This window comes from Flavobacterium ginsenosidimutans (genome assembly GCF_003254625.1).
GTDB lineage: Bacteria > Bacteroidota > Bacteroidia > Flavobacteriales > Flavobacteriaceae > Flavobacterium > Flavobacterium ginsenosidimutans.
Genome location: NZ_QJRJ01000079.1, coordinates 15,749 through 38,828, shown reverse-complemented (window position 1 = coordinate 38,828; position 23,080 = coordinate 15,749). Strand labels below are relative to the sequence as shown.

18 protein-coding genes and 2 tRNA genes are annotated in these 23,080 nt (G+C 33.6%); 14 read left to right on the top strand and 6 right to left on the bottom strand.

The annotated features are described in order from the left end of the window. Positions 1-61 precede the first annotated feature (61 nt). From DM444_RS14865 to DM444_RS14840, 6 genes are all read left to right on the top strand, one after another. A complete protein-coding gene (locus DM444_RS14865; protein WP_111288015.1) occupies positions 62-268 on the top strand; it encodes a hypothetical protein in 207 nt (68 codons plus the stop codon). Positions 269-449: 181 nt separating this feature from the next. Next, positions 450-1,124 carry a response regulator transcription factor gene (locus DM444_RS14860; protein ID WP_111288013.1) on the top strand — a complete coding sequence of 225 codons (675 nt, stop codon included), beginning with the start codon at positions 450-452 and terminating at the stop codon, positions 1,122-1,124. A 10-nt stretch (positions 1,125-1,134) separates the two neighbouring features. Continuing rightward, positions 1,135-2,463 carry a sensor histidine kinase gene (locus DM444_RS14855; protein WP_239455689.1) on the top strand — a complete coding sequence of 443 codons (1,329 nt, stop codon included), beginning with the start codon at positions 1,135-1,137 and terminating at the stop codon, positions 2,461-2,463. A 104-nt stretch (positions 2,464-2,567) separates the two neighbouring features. After that, complete coding sequence (locus tag DM444_RS14850) at positions 2,568-2,759, top strand: hypothetical protein (protein WP_111288011.1); 192 nt, start codon at positions 2,568-2,570, stop codon at positions 2,757-2,759. A gap of 167 nt (positions 2,760-2,926) precedes the next feature. Continuing rightward, positions 2,927-4,162 carry a metallophosphoesterase gene (locus tag DM444_RS14845; RefSeq protein WP_111288009.1) on the top strand — a complete coding sequence of 412 codons (1,236 nt, stop codon included), beginning with the start codon at positions 2,927-2,929 and terminating at the stop codon, positions 4,160-4,162. A 73-nt stretch (positions 4,163-4,235) separates the two neighbouring features. Beyond that, positions 4,236-4,538, top strand: coding sequence for a thioredoxin family protein (locus DM444_RS14840; RefSeq protein ID WP_008466807.1), 303 nt, complete (start codon positions 4,236-4,238; stop codon positions 4,536-4,538). A gap of 24 nt (positions 4,539-4,562) precedes the next feature. Here DM444_RS14840 and DM444_RS14835 read toward each other — a convergent pair whose 3' ends face one another. Beyond that, positions 4,563-5,204 carry a polysaccharide deacetylase family protein gene (locus DM444_RS14835; protein WP_111288007.1) on the bottom strand — a complete coding sequence of 214 codons (642 nt, stop codon included), beginning with the start codon at positions 5,202-5,204 and terminating at the stop codon, positions 4,563-4,565. A gap of 98 nt (positions 5,205-5,302) precedes the next feature. Continuing rightward, on the bottom strand, positions 5,303-8,584 hold the full coding sequence (locus tag DM444_RS14830) for a glycosyltransferase family 117 protein (protein ID WP_111288005.1): 3,282 nt from the start codon (positions 8,582-8,584) through the stop codon (positions 5,303-5,305). 246 nt (positions 8,585-8,830) lie between these two features. Between DM444_RS14830 and DM444_RS14825 the strand changes: the two genes are divergently transcribed. Both DM444_RS14825 and DM444_RS14820 read left to right on the top strand, forming a co-directional pair. Further along, positions 8,831-8,901 (top strand) — tRNA-Gln (locus tag DM444_RS14825). Between the two features lie 109 nt (positions 8,902-9,010). Further along, a tRNA-Gln gene (locus DM444_RS14820) sits at positions 9,011-9,081 on the top strand. 57 nt (positions 9,082-9,138) lie between these two features. On the opposite strand, the gene DM444_RS14815 is transcribed toward DM444_RS14820, so the two are convergent. The 3 genes from DM444_RS14815 to DM444_RS14805 all read right to left on the bottom strand — a co-directional run bounded on the left by DM444_RS14815 (position 9,139) and on the right by DM444_RS14805 (position 12,431). Beyond that, positions 9,139-9,942: a helix-turn-helix domain-containing protein gene (locus DM444_RS14815; RefSeq protein ID WP_111288003.1), complete on the bottom strand. Its 804-nt coding sequence runs from the start codon at positions 9,940-9,942 to the stop codon at positions 9,139-9,141. Between the two features lie 61 nt (positions 9,943-10,003). After that, positions 10,004-11,425: an aldehyde dehydrogenase family protein gene (locus DM444_RS14810; RefSeq protein WP_111288001.1), complete on the bottom strand. Its 1,422-nt coding sequence runs from the start codon at positions 11,423-11,425 to the stop codon at positions 10,004-10,006. A gap of 181 nt (positions 11,426-11,606) precedes the next feature. Further along, entirely contained in the window at positions 11,607-12,431 is an 825-nt protein-coding gene (locus tag DM444_RS14805) for a universal stress protein (RefSeq protein WP_111287999.1), read from the bottom strand. Positions 12,432-12,607: 176 nt separating this feature from the next. Between DM444_RS14805 and rimP the strand changes: the two genes are divergently transcribed. From rimP to DM444_RS14785, 4 genes are all read left to right on the top strand, one after another. Beyond that, a complete protein-coding gene (rimP, locus tag DM444_RS14800) occupies positions 12,608-13,072 on the top strand; it encodes a ribosome assembly cofactor RimP (RefSeq protein ID WP_162614981.1) in 465 nt (154 codons plus the stop codon). A gap of 19 nt (positions 13,073-13,091) precedes the next feature. Further along, positions 13,092-14,345 carry a transcription termination factor NusA gene (nusA, locus tag DM444_RS14795; protein ID WP_012023705.1) on the top strand — a complete coding sequence of 418 codons (1,254 nt, stop codon included), beginning with the start codon at positions 13,092-13,094 and terminating at the stop codon, positions 14,343-14,345. 59 nt (positions 14,346-14,404) lie between these two features. After that, a complete protein-coding gene (infB, locus tag DM444_RS14790) occupies positions 14,405-17,284 on the top strand; it encodes a translation initiation factor IF-2 (protein ID WP_111287995.1) in 2,880 nt (959 codons plus the stop codon). 151 nt (positions 17,285-17,435) lie between these two features. Further along, positions 17,436-17,945 (top strand): DUF4920 domain-containing protein, encoded by a 510-nt coding sequence (locus DM444_RS14785; protein WP_111287993.1) that lies wholly within the window; start codon positions 17,436-17,438, stop codon positions 17,943-17,945. Between the two features lie 99 nt (positions 17,946-18,044). Here the strand turns inward: DM444_RS14785 and DM444_RS14780 are convergent, their stop codons facing one another. Then, the gene (locus DM444_RS14780) at positions 18,045-18,434 is read right to left on the bottom strand and encodes an SPOR domain-containing protein (RefSeq protein WP_111287991.1); all 390 of its coding nucleotides are present in this window, start codon (positions 18,432-18,434) and stop codon (positions 18,045-18,047) included. Positions 18,435-18,653: 219 nt separating this feature from the next. On the opposite strand from DM444_RS14780, the gene DM444_RS14775 reads away from it, so the two are divergent. Then, on the top strand, positions 18,654-19,988 hold the full coding sequence (locus tag DM444_RS14775) for a c-type cytochrome (protein ID WP_111287989.1): 1,335 nt from the start codon (positions 18,654-18,656) through the stop codon (positions 19,986-19,988). Positions 19,989-20,020: 32 nt separating this feature from the next. After that, entirely contained in the window at positions 20,021-23,071 is a 3,051-nt protein-coding gene (locus tag DM444_RS14770) for a TAT-variant-translocated molybdopterin oxidoreductase (RefSeq protein ID WP_111287987.1), read from the top strand. Positions 23,072-23,080: the final 9 nt, after the last annotated feature.

Genomic DNA, 23,080 nt, shown 5'->3' with positions numbered 1-23,080 from the left:
GTTGTCAGGATAATTTTGAGGTATAAATTAAAAGGTTATTAATTATTAAATCTTAGAAATCATGAGAAATTTATTAATGGTACTAGTAGCAGTTTTAGGAACAAGTGCAATGGTTCATGCTTTTCCAGCAAAAACAGGAAAAGAAACTCCAGCTAAAGAAGTAAAAGCAACAAAACATCCTAAAAAACACAAATCTGAGAAAAAAGCAAAATCAGCAAAAAGTGAAACTGCAAAAACAGAAACCCCAAAAGCAGAAGTGAAAAAATAATATTGTTTTTGTTTTGTTTTCAAAGGATTGTAAGGAAACAAAACAGGAAGGATAATTATGAAGAATGCCGGTGGTAAAAGCTGATAAAGAAATTTGTCAGCTTTTTTCGTTAATGTTTTGACAATGCTGTTTTTTCTTCTTTTTAAATGATTAATTTTAATTGTGCTTAAACACCTTGTTTATGAATGTTTTGATTGTAGAAGATAATCGAGAACTTGCCGTAGAAGTTTATGATTTTTTGTGTAATGCAGGGTACATCTGCAAGATTGCGCATACTTGCAGTGATGCTTTAGAAGAGTTTAATAGTAATGATTATGATGCCATGCTACTGGATTTGGGGCTTCCCGATGGCGATGGTTTTGAAGTGCTGCAGACCGTTAGAAAAACAAAATCAAAAATGGCAGTTATTGTTTTAACGGCTAGAGGAGAACTGGATGATAGAATCAACGGACTTCATCTTGGCGCCGACGATTATTTGACTAAACCTTTTGCTTTGACAGAATTAAGCGCAAGATTATTTGCTGTTATTCGAAGAATACACGGTTTTACTTTAAATAATCTTACGATTCATGATTTTGTTTTACAGCTTCAGGATTATAAAGTAAGTTTTAATGATCAGCCAATTAGTCTTACGAAAAAAGAATTCGATATTTTTCAATATTTGGTTCTAAATAAAAATCGTGTTATTACTCGTCTTCAGTTAACCGAACATATTTGGGGAGATATTTTAGAGGTAAATTCAGATTCTAATTTTATTGATGTTCATGTTCGAAATCTCAGAAAGAAATTAGATAAACATGCAGCAATAGATTGGTTTGAAACTGTTCGAAATGTTGGTTATCGTATAAACGAATAAAACGATTCTTGTGAAAATAAAACATCAATTAGCCATTTTTAATGCCATGACAAGATTGTTGGTCATTTTGGTTTTATGGCTAATGCTTCCCCTTTTGGTTGAAAATGTGGTCTATCATCATATCAATAATAGTCTTTTAGAGAAAAAGAAGAAATTTATTGAGTACTTAAATCAGGAAGAAATAAATGATTTTATAGAAAATCCAGATGATTCAACTGAAACTTTTTCGGAGTTTTCAACTCTTCACAGTGAGTTTTTAGTGCTTTCTCGCGTTCCAATGCAATTACATCAAAAGAAAACAACTTTTAGTAATGAGTATCGAAAAATAGAAGGAGAAGAAAACGAATATCGAATTTTGCAGCATCATTTTGTGTATGAAGGTCAAGACTATCAGCTTGAAATTGGAAGCAGTTTGAGCGAGGTTAACGATTTGACTTTTGTAATTAAACTCTTTATTATAATAGTTTTTGTGGTCATTCTATTTATTACTTTTTTGGCCGATACTTTTTATATAGAATATCTTTTAAAGCCGTTTTACAAAATTATTGATACCAAAATAAGGCGAGTAAACGAACCGGAAACATTTGATCATACTCCGATAAAAGCAGCTTCGAGAGATTTTAGAGAATTGGATTTTGTTCTGAATCAAATGATGGATCGAATTGCTGAAGTTTTTAAAAAAGAGAAACAGTTTATTTCGAATGTTTCACACGAACTTCTTACGCCAATTGCACTGCTCAAAAACAAACTTGAAAACTTATTGCAGAATGAATCTTTAGACGATAATGCAGTTGATAAAATTGCTGGTTCGCTAAAGACATTAGATATGCTAAAAAAAATCATCAATAATCTTCTCTTGATTTCTAGAATTGATAATAATCAATATGAAGCGAATGAAGAAATTGATCTTCGCGAAATAATTTCAGATTTGTATGAAGATCTTCAGGATCGAATTGATGACAAAGAAATTCACTTCGAAAATAAAATGCAGAATGGCTTTGTCTTTACTGGGAATAAAACATTAATTCATATTCTCTTATATAATTTAGCTACAAATGCCATTAAGTACAATAAATCTGGTGGAAATATTATAGTAGAAGATGGTTTTGTTGATGAACATTATTTCATTTCAGTAAAAGATTCAGGAATAGGAATGGATGAATCGCAGACTGAAAAAATATTCAGCCGTTTTGCCAGAATCAATTCCGATCAGGAAGGGCAGGGGTTAGGGCTTGCGATTGCACAAAGTATTGCATCTTTTCATCATATTCAAATAAAAGTGAAATCGGTTTTAAATGAAGGAACCACTTTTATCTTAGTGTTTGAAAAAGCTAATTAAAAGTTAAAATTTCTTGTAAGACTTTATCTTCATTTTGTCTTCATTTAACGATTATATCTTTGACTTATAAATAATGAAATAACAATCATAAAAATTTAAAAGTCATGAAAAAATTAGCAATTTTAGCAGTAGCAGTTTTAGGAACATTCTCAATGGTAAACGCGCAAACAACTCCAGCGCAAACAACTCAAACAAAAGAAGCGAAAGCTCCTAAATATGATAAAAAAACAAACAAAAAAGCTAAAGGTGAGAAAAAAGCAGAAACTGCAAAACCAGAAGCTGAAAAAGCAAAATAATATAAGCGACACTTATAAATCGTAAGATTAAATAGTTTTAAAGGTTGGTAGGTTAAAGCTGGAAGAAGCCATTCTTTCAGCTTTTTTATTTTTTAGAGTTAAATTTTTTATAATAAAAAGAAATAGAATTCTCATTCTTTGTTACTTTGTTTAAAACTATAAATTAAATGATCTTTCGTTTTATAATTCTTTGTGCTCTTTTATTATTTATTGAGTTCTATTCCTATCAGGCTTTTCGAACTTTAATCAAAACACGTTGGGTTTTGATTGGTTATCAAGTTATAAGCTTACTGGTTTTAATCTTTATTATATATTCTTTTTCGCAAGTAGACCGATCTGTTGGCCAGACTAGGCAATTTATGTTTACCACAGGTTTGATGCTAACGGTATATGTGCCTAAAATTGTGCTTACGCTAATAATGTTTGGCGAAGATATTTTTAGAATAGGAGCAAGCATCTTAAATTATTTTATTTATAATACTCCTCGAAAGGAGATGATGCCTGATAGGCGAAAGTTTGTAAGTCAGTTGGCATTAGGTTTGGCAGCAATTCCGTTTCTTTCTATTATTTATGGAATTTTTGAAGGAAAATATAATTTCAAAGTAATCAAACAAACGATCTTTTTTCCAGATCTTCCAGATGCTTTTGATGGTTTTAAAATCACACAAATTTCGGATGTTCATAGCGGAAGTTTTGATAATCCTGAGAAAATCAATTATGCTATTGATTTGATTAATGCCCAAGAAGCAGATTTGATTTTGTTTACAGGTGATATTGTCAATACACACGCTAAAGAAATGCATCCTTGGCTGGAAACTTTTAGTCGTATTAAAGATTATAAATATGGGAAGTTTGCTGTTTTAGGAAATCACGATTATGGCGAATATGTGACTTGGCCTTCTGAAAAAGAAAAGGACGAAAATTTTAAGGAGATTAAAAATTTGTATGGTCAGATTGGTTTTAAATTAATGCTGAATGAACATACTTATATTCAAAAAGGCGATGATAAAATTGCTTTGATTGGTGTGGAAAACTGGGGGGTGAATTTTAAAAAAGCGGGAGATTTAAATAAAGCTTCTGAAAATGTCCATAAAGACGATTTTAAAGTTTTAATGAGCCACGATCCAAGTCATTGGGAAGCAGAAATTAAAGATCATCCAAAGAATTTTCATTTGACATTTGCAGGACATACGCACGGTATGCAGTTCGGAATCGAAATTCCTGGATATTTCAAATGGAGTTTAGCACAATATATTTATAAACAATGGGCTGGACTGTACGAAAACGTCGGAAGATACGTTTATGTTAACCGTGGATTTGGTTTTCATGCTTATCCAGGACGAGTTGGAATTATGCCTGAAATAACAGTAATTGAACTAAAAAAGGGCCGTAATGTCGCTTAATTCGTTAAAAATGCTACATTTGTATAATATTTATTTCTTTTAAGAGATTTAAAAAACTTAAATTTTTGGTTTTATGTCAAAATTTGGAGAATTAATAAATGCTCAAGTTCCAGTGTTAATTGACTTTTACACAGATTGGAATGAATCTTCAGTTTCTATGCATCCTGTTATTAAGGATGTTGCTGCTGCACTTGGTGATAAAGCTAAGGTAATCAAAATAGATGTAGATAAAAATCAGGAACTGGCAGAAGCACTTCGCATAAAAGGATTACCAACCTTAATGATTTATAAAGAAGGACAAATGATCTGGAGACAATCTGGAGAGCTTGATGCGAATACTATAATAGGAATTGTTCAAGAACAATTTAACGTCTAAATAACCTCTTTTTATTGATGTTATTTAGTGAATAATGTCAAACTTATATCCGTTTTCTTTTAAAAAATGCAGTGTTCTAGGCAAAGCAAATCTTAAATTTGGAGAAGCTTTAATGCTGTCATGAAAAACAATTACACTTCCTGATTTTACATTTTTTGTTACGTTTTCTAGGCATTTTTCAGGAGTTATACTTTGGTCAAAATCTGCACTTAAAACATCCCACATTACAATTTTATAGCCTAATTTTCTAAGAATTTTAGATTGTGCTTTTTTGATTTTTCCGTAAGGAGGACGGAATAATAAATGATGCGGAGCTTTTTCCTGTTCGTCTAAAATATCTGCACAGTTTTTTACATTTTCAATATATTCATTCGTGTGGCTTTTCCACCCATTGACATGATTCATGGTGTGGTTTCCAATTGAATGGCCTTCGGTAATTAGTTTTTCGAAAAGAGCCAAGTTGGCTTTAATGTTTTTTCCAATGCAGAAGAAAGTGGCTTTTGCATCAAATTTTTTCAATTCAGATAAAACCCAATCTGTTATTTCTGGAGTAGGGCCGTCATCAAAAGTCAAGTATATTTTCTTTTCATTGTTGGGAATGTCCCAGCAATATTTAGAGAATACCTTTTTAATAAATGAATTAGTTTTTACCCAATAGAAACTCATCTTGAATGGAATTGTATTATAGTATAAAATTAAAAAATGCAGCGCTATTTATCAAACAGCGCTGCATTTTTTTAATTGTTAAGATTTTCGTATATTATCTATTCTTTTTCACGTCCAAAACGCTCAAAAACATTTACATAAGTATTGAATGTTGTTTTGTGTTTATTGTAAAAAGCAGTGTCTTTGTTTGCATCCATTACGTGTAATAAACTTCTATAACGTTCAATATCTGTTATAATATCTACTGCTAAATCAGTTTGGTCAGATGGAGTCAATGTGCTGTAATAGTTTAAGTTCTCTTTATATTTTTGAACTAATTTGTTTAGAAGATCTTGTGCTTTAGCAGTTTCTCCAACTTTGTAATAACCATCAGCAAAAGCTTCAACTAAAGAGTAATATCCAAATTTGTCTAAAGGCATTTTTGTCATTGCCAAATTAATTACGTTTTTAGCTTTGTCAATTTTACCTTCTTCAATAAGTTGGTTCATTAATCTAGAAAGATTAGTGCGGTATGTAATACTGTTTCTTCTTGTTTCTGGATCATGATAGATTTTTTCGCTTTCGCTGTTACCCCAATCCCATTTCATTACAATATCGTACATTTTATCAGCATCAATTTGTCCCATATCTAATGGCCCACCATCTTTCGAAGGAGTATTTTTTACTGGAACTAATTTGTAAACCATTCCGTCTAATTGCAGATAATCTTTTAACCATAAATAATCTTCATCATCAAAAGCACCACCACTAAAGTAGATTGGTCTCTTCCAATTGTTATTTGCTAAGATATCAAGCATCATTAAACGGTTTTTGTATAATGCGCTTCCTTTAATGTCAATATCTAAGTAAGGAACAATAGAATCATTGTATTTAGGATTAACTACTTTGTTTTTAATGATGGCGTCTTTATCGACATTTACTCTGATCTTGTTAGTTGGATAGAAATGAATAGTTTGTCCATTTTGTAATCCAACAGTCGATTTAGGATTTTTGATGAAATCAATGAAATCCTTAATATTCCAACGGGTATCAATTTTTTGAATATAAGCTGTATAATCTAAATTGTCTCCTACATATTGGCTATGTACAAAAGAAATAGGCAACGGATTAGATTCATAAGACTTAGCCTTCATTTGATCGATGTACCAATCTGTCATAAATAAACTAGTGTTTACAATCTTTACATCGGTTCTAAAATGTTCAATTTCTTGCGCATACCAAAGCGGGAAGGTGTCGTTATCTCCAATGGTGAATAAAATTGCGTCTTTATCACAAGAACTTAAATATGCTTTTGCCATTGCAACAGCAGTATATCTTCCAGATCTGTCGTGATCGTCCCAGTTTTGTGAAGCCATTAAAATAGGAGCGGCTAATAAGCTTCCAGCAATGATAACTGGTCCAGCAATTTTTGGAGCTAGATATTTTTGGAAACTTTCATAAAGGGAATAAACACCAAATCCGATCCAGATAGCAAAGACATAGAACGATCCTACAAGTGCATAATCTCTTTCACGAGGTTCAAAAGGTCTTTCGTTTAAGTATATTTTTAATGCAATTCCTGTAAATAAGAATAAAGCCAAAAGAACATAAAAGCTCTTTAAATCTTTGTTAGCATGGTACATGATACCAATTAAACCTAAAATAAATGGAAGGAAATAGTAAACATTTCTTCCTTTGTTATTTAATACATCTGATGGCAAATTGTCTTGAGAACCTAAATGAATTGAATCTAAAGGTTTGATACCGCTGATCCAGTTTCCATCTAAATTATCGTATTTACCTTGAACATCATTTTGGCGTCCAACAAAATTCCACATTAAATATCTCCAGTACATGTATCCAAATTGATACTCAAACATAAAACTGAAATTGTCTACTGTAGTTGGTTTTTCGATAATTAAGTAGTCACCATAACTTCTTAAGAATTTAATATAACCTTCGTTATCAATTTGTTTTTGTGCGTAAGCTTTTCTGAATTCAGAAACTGTTTTTTCAACTTCATTACGCAATTGAGCTGTAGCTTTGTTGTATTCGTCTTCGCTTAATTGGCTAGCGTCTATTCCATATTTTGACAAATCTTCATCATAATCATAGTTAGGGTTAATTCTGAATTTCGGAGGATTTGTAAAATTGATATAGTTTTGAATGTGAGCCGTTTCTGTACTCCACATTCTTGGCAGAACCGCTTTTTGATTGTCGTCAGAATTTTGCTCTGCATTTTTATAATTGTTGGTAATGATATATTTACCTGTTTTATAATCTCTTTCGTAGTTAGGTTTTTTGTCCAAATAAGGTGTTTTAGCATCAAGGCCAGAAAAAAGTTCTGTGTATTGAGGTCCATAAAATAAAGGATTCACCCCATATTGTTCACGATTATAATACGCTAAAACCTCAGTAGCATCAGAAGGTTTGTTTTCGTTAATAACTGTATTTGCATTTGCACGTACAGGAAGCATTAACCATGTAGAGAAACCAATCAGAATGAATAAAATACATAATATTATAGTGTTGTAGAATATAAATCCTTTTTGTTTAGTGTATTTTAATCCAAAATAGAAAAAAGCAATAAATAATAATGCTACAAAAATAGTTCCTGAGTTAAAAGGAAGTCCCATGCTGTTTACCATGAAGATTTCGGTTTTCCCGAAAAATGCCATAGTTAATGGAAGTAGTAATTTGAAAATGAATAATAAAATTCCAATAACAACTACATTAGCAATAAGGAAATTCTTGATTGTAACTTTTTCGTAGTGTTTGAAATAGTATAAAAATCCGATAGATGGAATAGTTAAAAGAGCCATAAAGTGGACTCCAAACGAAAGACCAACAACCAACGAAATGATTAAAAGCCATTTGTTTCCTTTTGGTTTGTCCATATCTTGTTCCCAGCGTAAACCAAGCCAAAAAAGTAATGCAATTAATAAAGAAGCCATTGCGTAAACCTCTGCTTCAACAGCATTAAACCAAAAACTATCAGAAAATGTATAAGCTAAAGCCCCAACAAAAGAGCTTCCTAGAATAACAATTGAATTGTTTTGGTCGATTTCAGCAAAACGAGCTACAATCTTTTTTAAGATCATAGACGAAGACCAGAACAGAAATAATATAGTAAATGCGCTAGAGAAAACAGACATCATGTTAACCATTACAGCTACATGTTGTGCGTCTATTGCAAACATGGCAAAAAATGCACCCATCATTTGGAAAAGCGGAGCTCCCGGAGGGTGACCTACTTCAAGTTTGGCTGCGGTAGCGATATATTCTCCACAATCCCAAAAGCTCATTGTAGGTTCAACTGTTAATGTATAAGTGATTAAAGCGATTGCAAATGCAAACCAACCAATAACGGTATTCCATTTATTGAAATTGAATTGTGCCATATTTAGGTGTTAAAAATTTGAATGTTTTTCTATCCTACAAAGAAAATGTTTTTTTATGTAAAGAAAAGGTCATTAACAAAAAATTCTACAAAACTATCATTTAAAAGTAACGCGTTGGCTATGAGGTGTTTTTGATTGTAGTGAAAATTTTAAAAGTAAAAAAATGAAAAAAAGTGTTTTTTTTTGCCCAAAAAGTTTGCGTAAACTAAATAAAGCCTTAAATTTGCACTCGCTTAACAGCACTGCTGGTCTATGGTGTAATGGTAACACAACTGTTTTTGGTGCAGTCTTTCTAGGTTCGAGTCCTAGTAGACCAACATAAAAGCCTCTCAGAAATGAGAGGCTTTTTTTTATGCAAAAAAGTTTTGTAAAAAATTTGCATAAATTAAATAAAGTTCTAATTTTGCACCCGCTTAACAGCACTGCTGGTCTATGGTGTAATGGTAACACAACTGTTTTTGGTGCAGTCTTTCTAGGTTCGAGTCCTAGTAGACCAACAGAAAAGCCTCTCAGAAATGAGAGGCTTTTTTTATGGAATAAATTTAAGTTGTGACTTATGAGTGTTTTAAAGAAGAAGGAACAATTCCGAATTTCTTTTTGAATGAAAAAGAGAAATGAGATAAGTCTTCAAAGCCGACTCCAATGTAAACTTCTGATGGAGATTTTCCTTCATTTATTAAATAATAAGCTTCCTGAAGCCTTTTGTTTAACAGCCATTTTCCAGGTGTTTCTTGAAAAACTTTTTGAAAATCTCTTTTAAATGTTGCTAGACTTCGTCCAGTAAGATAGGCGAATCGTTGCATTTGAACATTAAAATGGAAATTTTTGTTCATAAATGCTTCCAAATCAATTTTGCCTGGTTCGTTGAAATCAAATAAAATATCTTTTAGTTCAGGATTTACTTTTAATAAAAGATGAATGGCTTCTTTGATTTTTAAATGGAACAAAGTTTCATTGTTTTCTTCTTCAACTTCAAGATAGGAAAGCAATGATTCCATAAAAGATTTGTAAAGTGGGTTAGGAGCTAATGAAAACATAGCGTCCGAATCTACTTTTTTGTCAGACTTTAAATTGTATTCTTTGCTTACTTCTCGCAAGATTTCTTGGTCTAGAAAAAGAGAAATGGTTTTGAATTCGCCTCCTTCAGGTGGAATTTTGGTGAATTTTGCTAAATTATTTCTTCTGCTAAAACGAAAATCTCCTGGTTTTGAATAAAAAGTGTTTTTGTTGTCAGAAGCAATCATTTCGCCAGAAATTTGATAGCTAAAAACGTGTTCAGGAATAAAATGTTCTCCTTCGCGGCTTCGCGAATAATAACAAGAGTAAAGTATTTTTGGTTTTTCTGTTTTCGTGCTCATATTGTAAAATTACTAAAAGATCTGGAAAATCTTTTTGAAGAAGATTTCCAGATCTGTAAAATTATTTTTGCTGAATCAAAGCTCTTGGTTCTAAATAAGCTTCCAATCCGAATGTTCCAAATTCACGTCCTATTCCAGATTGTTTGAATCCGCCAAAAGGAGCCATTGGGTCGTGTCCAATTCCGTTTATCTGAACACGTCCAGCATTAATTTGAGAAGCGACATTGTGAGCTCTTTTTTCGTCTGATGAACTTACATAGGCTTGTAATCCGTAAGTGGTGTCGTTTGCGATTTCAATTGCTTCTTCTTCTGTTTTATAAGTGATAATAGATAAAACAGGTCCAAAAATTTCTTCTTTGGCAATTCGCATTTGGTTGTTTGCATTAATGAAAACAGTTGGTTTGACAAAATTTCCATTTTCTAATCCGTCAGGTTTTCCTAGTCCGCCAGTTAGAATTTCTGCGCCTTCATTAATTCCAATCTGAATGTAATCCTGAACGCGGTTATATTGTTTTGTGCTAACCATTGGTCCAACCGCGGTATTTGGATTTTTAGGATCACCAACAATTATATTTGAAACAATCTCTTTAATGATTGGTTTGATTTCTTCTAGCTTGTTTTCAGGAATCAATAATCGAGTACCGGCAATACAGGCTTGCCCGCTATTCATAAACGCAGCGCCAATAGCAAGCGGAATGGCTTTTGAGAAATCGGCATCATCTAAAATAATATTTGGAGATTTTCCGCCAAGTTCAAGAGTGACACGTTTCATGCTGTTTATTGCTTCTTTTGCGATAATTTTTCCAACGTTGGTTGATCCTGTAAAAGAGATTTTAGCGATGTCTGGGTTTTTGCTTATTTCGGCTCCAACAATTTCTCCTAATCCATTTACGATATTGAATATTCCTTTTGGAAGATTTGCTTCATGAAGACATTCAATGATTAATTGTGTTTGTTGTGCGCTCATTTCACTTGGTTTAATAACAGTTGTGCATCCTGCGGCAATTGCAGTTGATAATTTGCTGCAGATAAAACCATTGCTGGAATTCCACGGAATAATAATTCCGACAACGCCAATTGGTGTCATTTGGACTTCAGATTCTCCCATGGTTTTGGTAAAATCATAAATATTAAGAAGGTTGATTGCAGAATCGAAACTTTTTAGCATATAATCATAGCTTACGGTTGCAAATTGTAATGTGCCTCCGTATTCTTCTGTCATTACATTAATAAAGTCATTTTTTCTTTTTTCGACAGAAGATTTAATGTTTGTCAGATATTGAATTCTTTCTGAAGCTGTAGTTTTTGAAAAAGTTTTAAAAGCATTTTTTGCAGCTCTAATTGCATTTTGAGTGTCTTCAGTATTCCCTAAACGAACTTTTCCTAATTTTTCATTTGTTGTTGGGCTAATAAGGTCAAAATATTCTGTTCCTTGAGGAGTTACAAATTCTCCATTAATGTAAATTTTGTCTATTGTTTTCATGTTGTAGTTTTTTAATGAATTTTTATTTGACAAATTTCTGCATTAATAACGCGTTTCGCTTTGTTGAAAAGCTCAAATATGCTTTGTTGAAAAGCTCAGTGTGATTTTGTTTGAAATATTAAATTGCATAAAAAAAAGCTTCTCAATTGAGAAGCTTTTACTAATGTTGATATGTTGGTTGTTAGATTTTCAAGGTAATAACGGGTCTAACGGCATGATTAACTAAGCCTTCGCTGATGCTTCCGTTAAAGAAGTGTGCGAAGCCAGTTCTGCCATGTGTGAACATTCCAATAATGTCGGCATCTATTCTGTTAGAGAAATTGATAATTCCTTTTTCGATATTGGTGTCGTTGTAAATTTGGGTTGTGTAATTAGGAATGTCGAATTCAGATATAAACTCATTCATAACTTCTTCGCTAACGTGAGTTGGTTTGAAGCTATTAGGAGTGCAAATGGTAACTAGGTGTAGTTTTGAATCAAATAGTTTTACAAATTTTAAAAGTTTTTTAAAAGGTTTTTTTGCTTCTTCTGAGAAATCAGATGCGAAAACGATATTAGCGGCACTAAAACTAGGAATGTCTTTTTTGATAACTAAAACTGGGATTTCTGAATTTCTAACCACTTTTTCGGTATTAGAACCTATTAGTAATTCTTCAACACCAGAAGATCCATGAGATCCCATTATGATCAAATCAACATCGTAATCTTTACTGATTTGTGTGATTCCATGTATTGGTTTGTCCATTTTTACAACCTCAGTTACTGGAATTCCGTCTAAATAAGGTCTTGCAGCAACTTCGTCAAGTGTTTCGTTTGCCTTCTTCATAAAGAGCATGCTTTCAGGGATGCTTGCTCCGCCCATTATCGCGTCATTTGTCTGATGCGGCAATTCGAGCATGTGAAGAAGAATAATTTCGCAATTATTCTTTTTCGCTATTTGAGCGGCAACTTTTAAAGCGTCTTCGGCGTGTTCTGAGAAGTCGGTAGGTACTAAAATTCGTTTCATGATTTTTGAGGGGTTAATAATGTGAATAATTCTATGTTTTAATGCTATTATAAAGGTATGAAATATTTTTAGAGCAATCAATTTATTTGATTTATAAAAAAAACACTATATTTGCACTGTTATTTATTAAAATCTAAATAATGAGGGGACTAAGTGTCCCCTCTTTTTATAAAATTATGACATTCAAAGAAAAAGTAAACGGATTAATTACGGAAGCTCTTCTCGAAAAACCATCAATCTTTTTGGTTGATCTGGCTGTTTCGGATTCTTTTAAAATTAGTGTTGGTTTAGACGGAGATAATGGAGTGGCGCTGCAAGACTGTATTGACATTAGCCGTGCAATCGAGAATAATCTAGATCGTGAAGAACAGGATTTTTCGCTTGAAGTAGCATCAGTTGGAGTAGGGACACCTCTGAAAATGGTAAGACAATACAAAAAAAATATCGGTAGAACGTTGATTGTTACCACAAATACTGAAAAAATCGAAGCAGAATTGATAGAAGCTAACGATGTTTTTATAATTTTGTCTTGGAAAGCAAGGGAACCTAAAAAAGTAGGAAAAGGAAAAGAAACAGTTCAAAAAGAGCAACAAATACCTTATACAGAAATTAAAGAGGCAGTTGTTACAGTAACATTTTAATTTTAATTAAAGAATTCGCATGGAAAATTTAGCATTAATCGATTCATTCTCAGAGTTTAAAGATAATAAACTTATTGATCGTGTAACGCTTATGGCAATTTTAGAGGATGTGTTTAGAAATGCATTGAAGAAAAAATACGGATCTGATGATAACTTCGATATTATTATAAATCCTGATAAAGGAGATATGGAAATATGGAGAAGAAGAGTAATTGTTGCTGATGAAGATCTGGATTTTGAAAACGAAGAAATTACCTTGACGGAAGCAAGAATGATTGAAGCGGATTTTGAAATTGGTGAAGAGGTTTCTGAAGAAGTAAAATTGATTGATTTAGGAAGAAGAGCTATCTTAGCGCTTCGTCAAAATCTAATATCTAAAATTCACGAACACGATAACACAAATCTTTACAAACAATTTAAAGATATTATCGGTGATATTTATACAGCAGAGGTGCATCACGTACGTCCAAGAGTTGTTATCTTAGTTGATGATGAAGGAAATGAAATTGTTCTTCCAAAAGAAAAACAAATTCCATCAGATTTCTTCCGTAAAGGTGATAATGTTCGCGGTATTATCGAAAGCGTTGAATTAAAAGGAAACAAACCTCAAATTATTATGTCTAGAACTTCAGAAAAGTTTTTAGAAAAATTATTTGAGCAAGAAATTCCAGAAGTTTTTGACGGATTAATTACAGTGAAAAATGTAGTGCGTATTCCTGGTGAAAAAGCAAAAGTAGCTGTTGATTCTTATGATGATAGAATTGATCCAGTTGGAGCTTGTGTAGGAATGAAAGGTTCTCGTATTCACGGAATTGTTCGTGAGCTTGGAAATGAAAATATTGACGTTATCAACTATACAAATAATATTCAATTATTTATTACAAGAGCATTAAGCCCTGCAAAAGTTTCTTCTATCAAAATTGATGAGGAAAGTAAAAGAGCTGAAGTTTTCTTGAAATTAGAAGAGGTTTCTAAAGCAATTGGTAGAGGCGGTCACAACATTAAATTAGCAGGTCAATTGACAGGTTATGAATTAGATGTTATTCGTGAAGGAGATGTCGCTGGAACAGTTGCAGATGAAGACGATGTTGAATTGACAGAGTTCTCAGATGAAATCGAAGAGTGGGTAATTGAAGAATTTGCAAAAATAGGTTTGGATACTGCAAAAAGTATCTTGAAACACGACGTAGAAGATTTAGTAAGAAGAACAGATTTAGAAGAGGAAACTATTCTAGACGTTATGAAAATACTAAAAGAAGAGTTTGATAGCTAGGAAATAGCTGAATATCTGCTCTAACAACACAACGAAAAAGGTAATAATAAAAAGGTTATATGTCTGAAGAGAGAGTAATAAGAATAAACAAGGTTTTAAGGGAATTAAATATTTCGTTAGAAAGAGCTGTAGATTATCTAAAAGATAAAGGAATTGCTATTGATGCTAATCCTAATGCAAAAATTTCTGACAGTGAATTTAATATCCTTCAAAGCCAATTTGCGGGCGATAAGGGGAATAAGGAGGCTTCTAAAGAGGTTGGAGAAGAAAAGAGAAAAGAAAAAGAAGCGTTGCGTGTAGAGCGTGAGAAAGAAATTGAGGACAAACGCAGACAAGAAGAGGAACGTCAAAAACAACAAGAAATAATCAAAGCAAGAGCGGTTGTTTCGGGACCTGTACAAGTTGGTAAAATCGACTTGAATCCTAAAAAACCTGCAATTACTCCTTCTGAGGAACCAGCGAAGGTTGAAGAGCCTAAAGCTGTTGTTGCACCTGTGCAACCAGAAAAACCTGTTCAAAATGAAACGGTGAAATCTGAACCAGTTGTTTCAACTCCTGTTGTTGAAACAAAAAAAGAAGAACCTATTATTACTGAGAAAAAAGAAGTTAAAGCAGAATCTTCTAAAGTTGCGCAGGAGCCAATCGTGTCTACTGATCCAACAACTTCAGAGGAAACTATTACTACTCAATATCAAAAACTTACTGGAACAACTCTGACAGGACAAACAATTGATTTATCTCAATTTAATAAGCCTAAGAAAAAGAAAGAAGATCCAAAAGTGGCTCAGAATAAACCTGGAGCTCCTGGAGTTGGTAATAATAATAACGCAAATAAAAATAAGCGTAAAAGAATTGGTCCTAAACCAGGTACACCTGGTGCGCCAAAACCTGCTACAGGTAATGCGCCAGGAACTCCAAATACAAATAAACCAGCTCAAAATAATAATAGTGGCGGAGGTTTCAATGCGAACAGAAGTCAAAGACCTGGTTTCGTAAAAGGGAATCGTCCTGCGATTGTAGCTAAAGTTGAGCCAACGGAAGAAGAAGTAAAAAACCAAATTAGAGAAACTCTTGAAAAACTTCAAGGTAAAGGAGGAAAATCTAAAGCGGCTAAATATAGAAGAGATAAAAGAGAAACGCACCGTCAGAAATCTGATGATGAGCAAAGGGCTCTTGACGAAGGAAGTAAAACTATTAAAGTTACAGAGTTCGTTACTGTAGGTGAAATTGCGATCATGATGGATGTGCCGATTACTAAAGTAATTGGAACTTGTATGTCTCTTGGTATCATGGTAACCATGAACCAACGTCTAGATGCTGAAACATTAACTATTGTAGCAGATGAATTTGGTTATGATGTTGAATTTATTACAGTAGATATTGAAGAAGCAATAGAAGTTGTAGAAGATAGAGAAGAAGATTTAGTAACAAGAGCGCCAATCGTTACTGTAATGGGTCACGTTGACCACGGTAAAACATCTTTACTGGATTATATCCGTAAAGAGAATGTTATCGCTGGTGAGTCTGGAGGTATTACACAGCACATTGGAGCGTATGGAGTTACTTTAGATAATGGACAAAAAATTGCATTCTTAGATACTCCGGGTCACGAGGCGTTTACCGCGATGCGTGCACGTGGAGCTCAAGTTACAGATATTGCTATTATCGTAGTAGCGGCGGATGATGACATCATGCCACAAACAAAAGAAGCTATTTCTCACGCACAGGCTGCGGGAGTGCCAATTATATTTGCAATCAATAAAATTGATAAACCAAATGCTAACGTTGACAAAATTAAAGAGCGTTTGGCTGGTATGAATTTACTTGTTGAAGATTGGGGTGGAAAAATTCAATCACATGATATTTCTGCAAAAGTTGGAACAGGTGTAAAAGAGTTATTAGAGAAAGTTTTATTGGAAGCTGAGATTTTAGATCTAAAAGCAAATCCAAACAAAGCAGCTCAAGGAACTGTTGTTGAGGCTTTCTTAGATAAAGGGAAAGGATATGTGTCTACGATTTTAGTACAACAAGGTACTTTGAAAATTGGAGATTATATGCTTGCTGGTAAACATCACGGTAAGGTTAAAGCAATGCATGATGAAAGAGGACATACAGTTTTAAGTGCTGGTCCTTCGACTCCGGTATCTGTTTTAGGTTTAGATGGAGCTCCAACAGCAGGTGATAAGTTTAATGTATTTGAAGACGAAAAAGAAGCAAAACAAATTGCATCTAAACGTTCTCAGTTAATGCGTGAACAATCTGTTCGTACTCAAAGACATATTACGCTTGACGAAATTGGACGTCGTATCGCTCTTGGTCAGTTTAAAGAATTGAACGTAATCCTTAAAGGAGACGTGGATGGTTCTGTAGAAGCATTATCAGATTCGTTCTCTAAACTTTCTACAGAAGAAGTTCAAATTAATATTATCCATAAAGGAGTTGGAGCAATTACAGAAACCGATGTTAACTTAGCTTCTGCATCAGATGCGATTATTATCGGATTTAACGTTCGTCCAGCAGGAAATGCAAGACAGCTTGCTGATAAAGAAGAAATTGATATCCGTTACTACTCTATTATCTACGCAGCTATCGATGATTTGAAAGATGCGATGGAAGGAATGTTGGCTCCAGAAATGAAAGAAGAAGTTTTAGGTAATGCTGAAATTCGTGAGATTTTCAAAATTTCTAAAGTGGGTTCAATTGCTGGTTGTATGGTGACAGATGGTAAAATCTTAAGAACTTCTAAGATCAGAGTTATTAGAGATGGAGTTGTGGTTCATACAGGTGAATTAGTTGCCTTGAAACGTTTCAAAGATGATGTTAAAGAAGTAACTAAAGGTTACGATTGTGGTATTCAGATAAAAGGATTTAATGATATCGAAATGAATGATGTTATTGAAGCTTACCATGAAGTAGCAATCAAAAAGAAATTGAAATAAGATTCAATTACTATATTTAAAAGTCCCAATGTAAATTGGGACTTTTTTTATGAATATTTTTTTTGGGTTGAATTGTTTTGTAATGAGTTGTAATAAATGTGTACTTTAGTTTGTTGAAATTTTAATGCGTTGAATTAAAAAATAATGAAATATGAAAAAAGGATTTTATACCACGATTTTATTTATCTGTTTTTCTACTTTTTCTTTTTCTCAAGAACCAGTTGAAAAAGCAGCTCCACCGGCAGGTAATGCATTGATAGGGGATTATTATGGGGAAAATGTATCGAATACCACGGTAAGTAAAGCGATTTCGGTTGAGGCATTAGAGAAAGATTTAAAAGCTGTAAATAAAATAGAAAAAGTTGCAGTGAAAGGTGAAGTGACTGATGTTTGTCCAAAAAGAGGATGCTGGGTGAGTGTTAAAACTGAAGATGGAGCATCTTTCTTTGTTAAGATGAAAGATTATGCATTTTTTGTGCCAACTGCATTAAAAGGTAAAAATGTTGTTTTAGAAGGAAGCGCAGAAAGAAAAGTTACTTCTGTTGACGAACTAAAGCATTATGCGAAAGATGCTAAAAAAAGCAAAACAGAAATAGACGCTATTAAAGCTCCTAAAGAAGAGATACGTTTTTTGGCTAGTGGTATTAAAGTAGTAAACTAAGTAAAATACCACTGATTTTATTTAGAAAAATTGGAATATTTAAATGTTAAAAGCAATAAAAAAGCGAGATGAAAATCTCGCTTTTTTATTTGAAATAAATTATTTCCCAGGTTTGAGTAAAAAGACTGTTTTGTATCTTTTTTTAATCTCAGCTAAGTTTCTTTCAGCTTCAATTCTTGTCTTGAAATTCCCTACGATTACCTTATAGTTTGGTGTGCTAAAAATAATTGTTCCGTCAATGTCTGAATTTTCTCTTTTAAAATCCGATAGTGTTTTTTTAGCCTCGTCGCTTTTACCACTAAAGATTTGAATTCTATAAGTATCGTTTGTATTTATTGACGTGTTAATTTTGCGCTTCTCATTTAGCAATTGCTCAAATTTAGGGTCTTGATTCAATGTTAAATTTTGGTCCTGAGCGTTAATATTGTGCGCGAAAGCAATCGTAGTAATTGTTAAGAAAAGGTTTTTTGAAGGACTTAAAATTCTCATAATGTGATGGTTTTTATGCAAAAATACTATTTAAAGTTTGAGTGTGAAATTTTAATATTATTTAGAATTGATATAAATTGATATTTAAGGGTATTTTAAGGTTTTGAGAATAGCTCATAAGTCGTATTTTTGTGCAAGTTTTAAAAGAGGGTATAGATTTTACTGGTTTTATTACAGAAAAAATCATACCAAAAATTAGTAGACAATTATTTATACTATATGAAAAAGGTGGGTAACCATAATTCGATCTCAAGAAAATTGCTGCTTAGCTTATCGCTAACGTTAATTTTCTCCCTAACTTCATTTGCTCAAGAAGCTGCTGCTCCGGCGGCGCCTGAAGCTGCAGCGGCTGCTCCGGCTGCAGGAGGCGGTGATCCAGTAAAAGGGAAAGAACTTTTTAATGCAAATTGTGCTGCATGTCACAAATTAGATGCTAAATCAACAGGTCCTGCTTTAAGAGGCGTTGCTGAAAGGCATGAAATGGCTTGGATTTACAAGTGGGTGCACAACAGTTCTGATATGATTAAATCAGGAGATGCTGTAGCTGTTAAGCTTTTTGAAGAAAACAACAAAGCTGTAATGACTTCTTTTCCTCAATTATCGGAGGGCGATATCGATAATATTATTGCTTATACTTCTGAGAAAAAAGCAGAACCAGCTCCTGGTGCAACTACTGCTGCTACGCCTCCAGGGACTAACGTAGAAGGTGGTGCTATTTCAAATAACATTATTTTAGGAGCTCTTGCTCTTGTTATGGCTATTTTAGTTGTTATGCTGTTCATGGTGAACAAAGTGTTGACTAAAGTTGCAAATAAAAACGGTATTGAGGTTGCTCCAAAAGAAGCAAGACTTCCAATCTGGAAAGCTTTCGCTAAAAATCAATTCTTGGTTTTGGTAACTTCGATCTTTTTGCTTTTGGCAAGTGGTTATTTTGTTTATGGATACTTAATGCAAGTAGGTGTGGATCAAAATTATGAGCCAATTCAGCCAATTCACTACTCTCACAAAATTCACGCTGGTGATAACGAAATCAATTGTAAATATTGCCACTCTGCTGCTCGTGTAAGTAAAACAGCTGGTATTCCTTCTTTAAATGTTTGTATGAACTGTCATAAAAACATTTCAGAGGTTGCTGAAACTACTGCTACTCCTGAGTACAGTAAAGCATTCTACGATGCTCAAATCCAAAAATTATATGATGCTGTTGGATGGGATAAGACTAAACAAGCTTATACTGGAAAAACACAGCCTGTAAAATGGGTTCGTATTCATAACTTGCCTGACTTTGTTTACTTCAACCACTCTCAACACGTTTCTGTTGCAGGTATTGAATGTCAAACTTGTCACGGACCAGTACAAGAATTTGAAATCATGAAGCAGTACTCTAAATTAACAATGGGATGGTGTATTGATTGCCATAGAAAAACTGATGTTAAGATGGAAGGTAATGCTTACTATGACAAAATTCATGCTGAACTTTCTAAAAAATACGGTGTAGAGAAATTAACTGCAGCGCAAATGGGAGGTTTAGAATGTGGTAAATGCCACTATTAATCGATTTATTAAGATTTTAATATATATATACAATGTCATCAAACAAAAAATACTGGAAAAGTGTTGAAGAGCTAGAAAATAGCTCTATTGTTGAGGCGCTTAGAAATAACGAATTTGTTGAAGAAATTCCTACTGATGAGTTTTTAGGTAATGCAGATGCTTTAGCTACATCAGGAACTTCACGTCGTGACTTTTTAAAGTACGTAGGGTTTAGTACAGCGGCTGTAACATTAGCTGCTTGCGAAGGTCCTGTTCACAAGTCTATCCCTTATGTATTACAACCAGAACAAATCATTCCTGGTGTTGCAGATTATTATGCAACTACAGTTTTTGATGGATTTGATTTTGCTAATCTTTTGGTGAAAACTCGTGAGGGTCGTCCAATTAAAATTGAAAACAATACAATTGCAGGAGCTAAATTTTCTGCGAATGCTAGAATTCATGCCTCTATCTTAGGTTTGTATGACAGTACTCGTTTGAAAGAGCCAAAAGTGGATGGTAAAAATTCTTCTTGGTCAGCTGTTGATTTGAAAATCAAATCAAGTTTAGCAGATGCAAAAGCTAAAGGTGGTCAAGTAGTATTGTTGACTAATACTTTAGCAAGTCCATCTACAGAAAAATTAATTGCTGAATTTATTGCAAAAAATCCAAACGCTAAGCACGTTGTATATGATGCAGTTTCATCATCTGAGGCTTTAGATGCTTTTGAATCTGTTTACGGGCAAAGAGCTTTAGTTGATTATGATTTTTCAAAAGCTTCTTTAATCGTTTCTGTTGGAGCAGATTTCTTAGGAGATTGGCAAGGTGGAGGATATGATACTGGATATGCACAAGGACGTATTCCTCAAAACGGAAAAATGTCTCGTCACTTTCAGTTTGAATCAAACATGACATTATCTGGAGCTGCTGCTGATAAGCGTGTTCCAATGACTGTAGCTGCTCAAAAGCAAGCTTTAGTTCAAATTTATAATATTGTTGTAGGTGCTTCTGTTCCTGTAGCTTTAGAAGGAAACTTTAAAGCTGAAGTAGTAAAAGCTGCACAACAGCTTAAAGCTGCTGGTTCAAAAGGAGTTTTAGTATCTGGAATTGAAGATAAAAATGCTCAATTATTAGTTTTAGCTATCAATCAAGTATTGGCTAGTGAAGCTTTTAGTACTGCTGGAGCTAGACAAATTAGAAAAGGTTCTAATGTTGCAGTTGCACAGTTAATTAAAGATTTGAATGCAGGAAGTGTTCACACTTTAATTATGAGTGGAGTTAATCCTGTTTATACTTTAGCTGATTCAGATTCTTTCGTATCTGGATTGAAAAAAGTTAAAACGTCTGTTGCTTTTTCATTAAAAGAAGACGAAACTGCATCAATTGTTTCAATTGCTGCACCAGCTCCTCACTACTTAGAATCTTGGGGAGATCTTGAACTTACAAGCGGAACATATAGCTTAACTCAGCCTACAATCCGTCCTATTTTCAATACAAAACAATTTCAAGATGTTTTATTGTCAGTAAATGGTACTGCTGGTACTTATTATGACTACTTAAAAGCAAATTCTGGAGCTTATACTGCAGGTGCTTCTTGGAATAAAGTATTACATGATGGTGTAGCTGTTCTTGGAGCTACGGCATTATCTGGAGGAGCTATTGATGCTGCTACTGCTGCAAATGCTGTTGCAAAATCAAAATCTGCTGGTGATTTTGAATTAGTATTATATACTAAAACAGGATTAGGAGATGGACAGCACGCGAACAACCCATGGTTGCAAGAGTTTCCAGATCCAATTACAAGAGTTTCTTGGGATAACTATGTTACAGTGTCTAATGCTGATGCTAAAAAACTTGGTTTAACAAATGAAATTGTTGCAAACGGTGGTTTAAATGGTAGTTATGCTACTATCACTGTTGATGGGGTTAAATTGGAAAATGTTCCAGTTATCGTTCAGCCAGGTCAAGCAGTTGGTACTTTAGGTCTAGCTCTTGGTTATGGACGTAAAGCAGCTCTAAAAGAAGAAATGCAAGTAGGTTTAAATGCTTACGCTTTATATAAAGGTTTCAATAATGTTCAATCTGTATCTATTGTTAAAGCTGGAGGAGTACATGAGTTTGCTTGTGTTCAAGGTCAGAAAACTTTAATGGGTAGAGGAGATATTATTAAAGAAACAACTTTAGAAATATTCAATACTAAAGATGCTGAACATTGGAATGAAAAACCAATGGTATCTTTAGACCATCAAGAAGTTGAGGCTACTACTGTAGATCTTTGGGAATCATTTGATCGTACGACAGGGCATCACTTCAACCTTTCAATTGACTTAAATGCTTGTACTGGATGTGGAGCTTGTGTTATCGCTTGTCACGCTGAAAACAACGTTCCAGTTGTAGGTAAAGCAGAGGTAAGAAGAAGCCGTGATATGCACTGGTTGCGTATCGATAGATACTACTCTTCTGAAAGTACTTTTGAAGGTGATAATGAAAGAAAAGAAGGAATTGCTGGTTTATCTAGTTCATTATCTACATTTAATGAAATGGAGAAAGCAGGAGATAATCCTCAAGTTGCATTCCAACCTGTAATGTGTCAACACTGTAACCACGCACCTTGTGAAACAGTTTGTCCTGTTGCTGCAACTTCTCACGGTCGTGAAGGTCAAAACCATATGGCTTACAACAGATGTGTTGGTACTCGTTACTGTGCAAACAACTGTCCATATAAAGTACGTCGTTTTAACTGGTTCTTATACAACAAAAACAGCGAGTTCGATTATCATATGAACGATGATTTAGGCCGTATGGTTCTTAATCCTGATGTTAACGTACGTTCTCGTGGTGTTATGGAGAAATGTTCTATGTGTATCCAAATGACACAAGCAACTAAATTAAAAGCTAAAAACGAAGGCCGTCCAGTTAGAGATGGTGAATTCCAAACTGCTTGTTCTAGTGCTTGTTCTTCAGGAGCGATGATATTTGGTGATGTGAATGATAAAGAAAGTAAAGTTGCTAAATTAGCTGCTGACGAAAGATCATACCACTTATTAGAGCATGTAGGTACAAAACCTAATGTGGTTTACCATGTTAAAGTTAGAAATACTTAGTAAAATTAT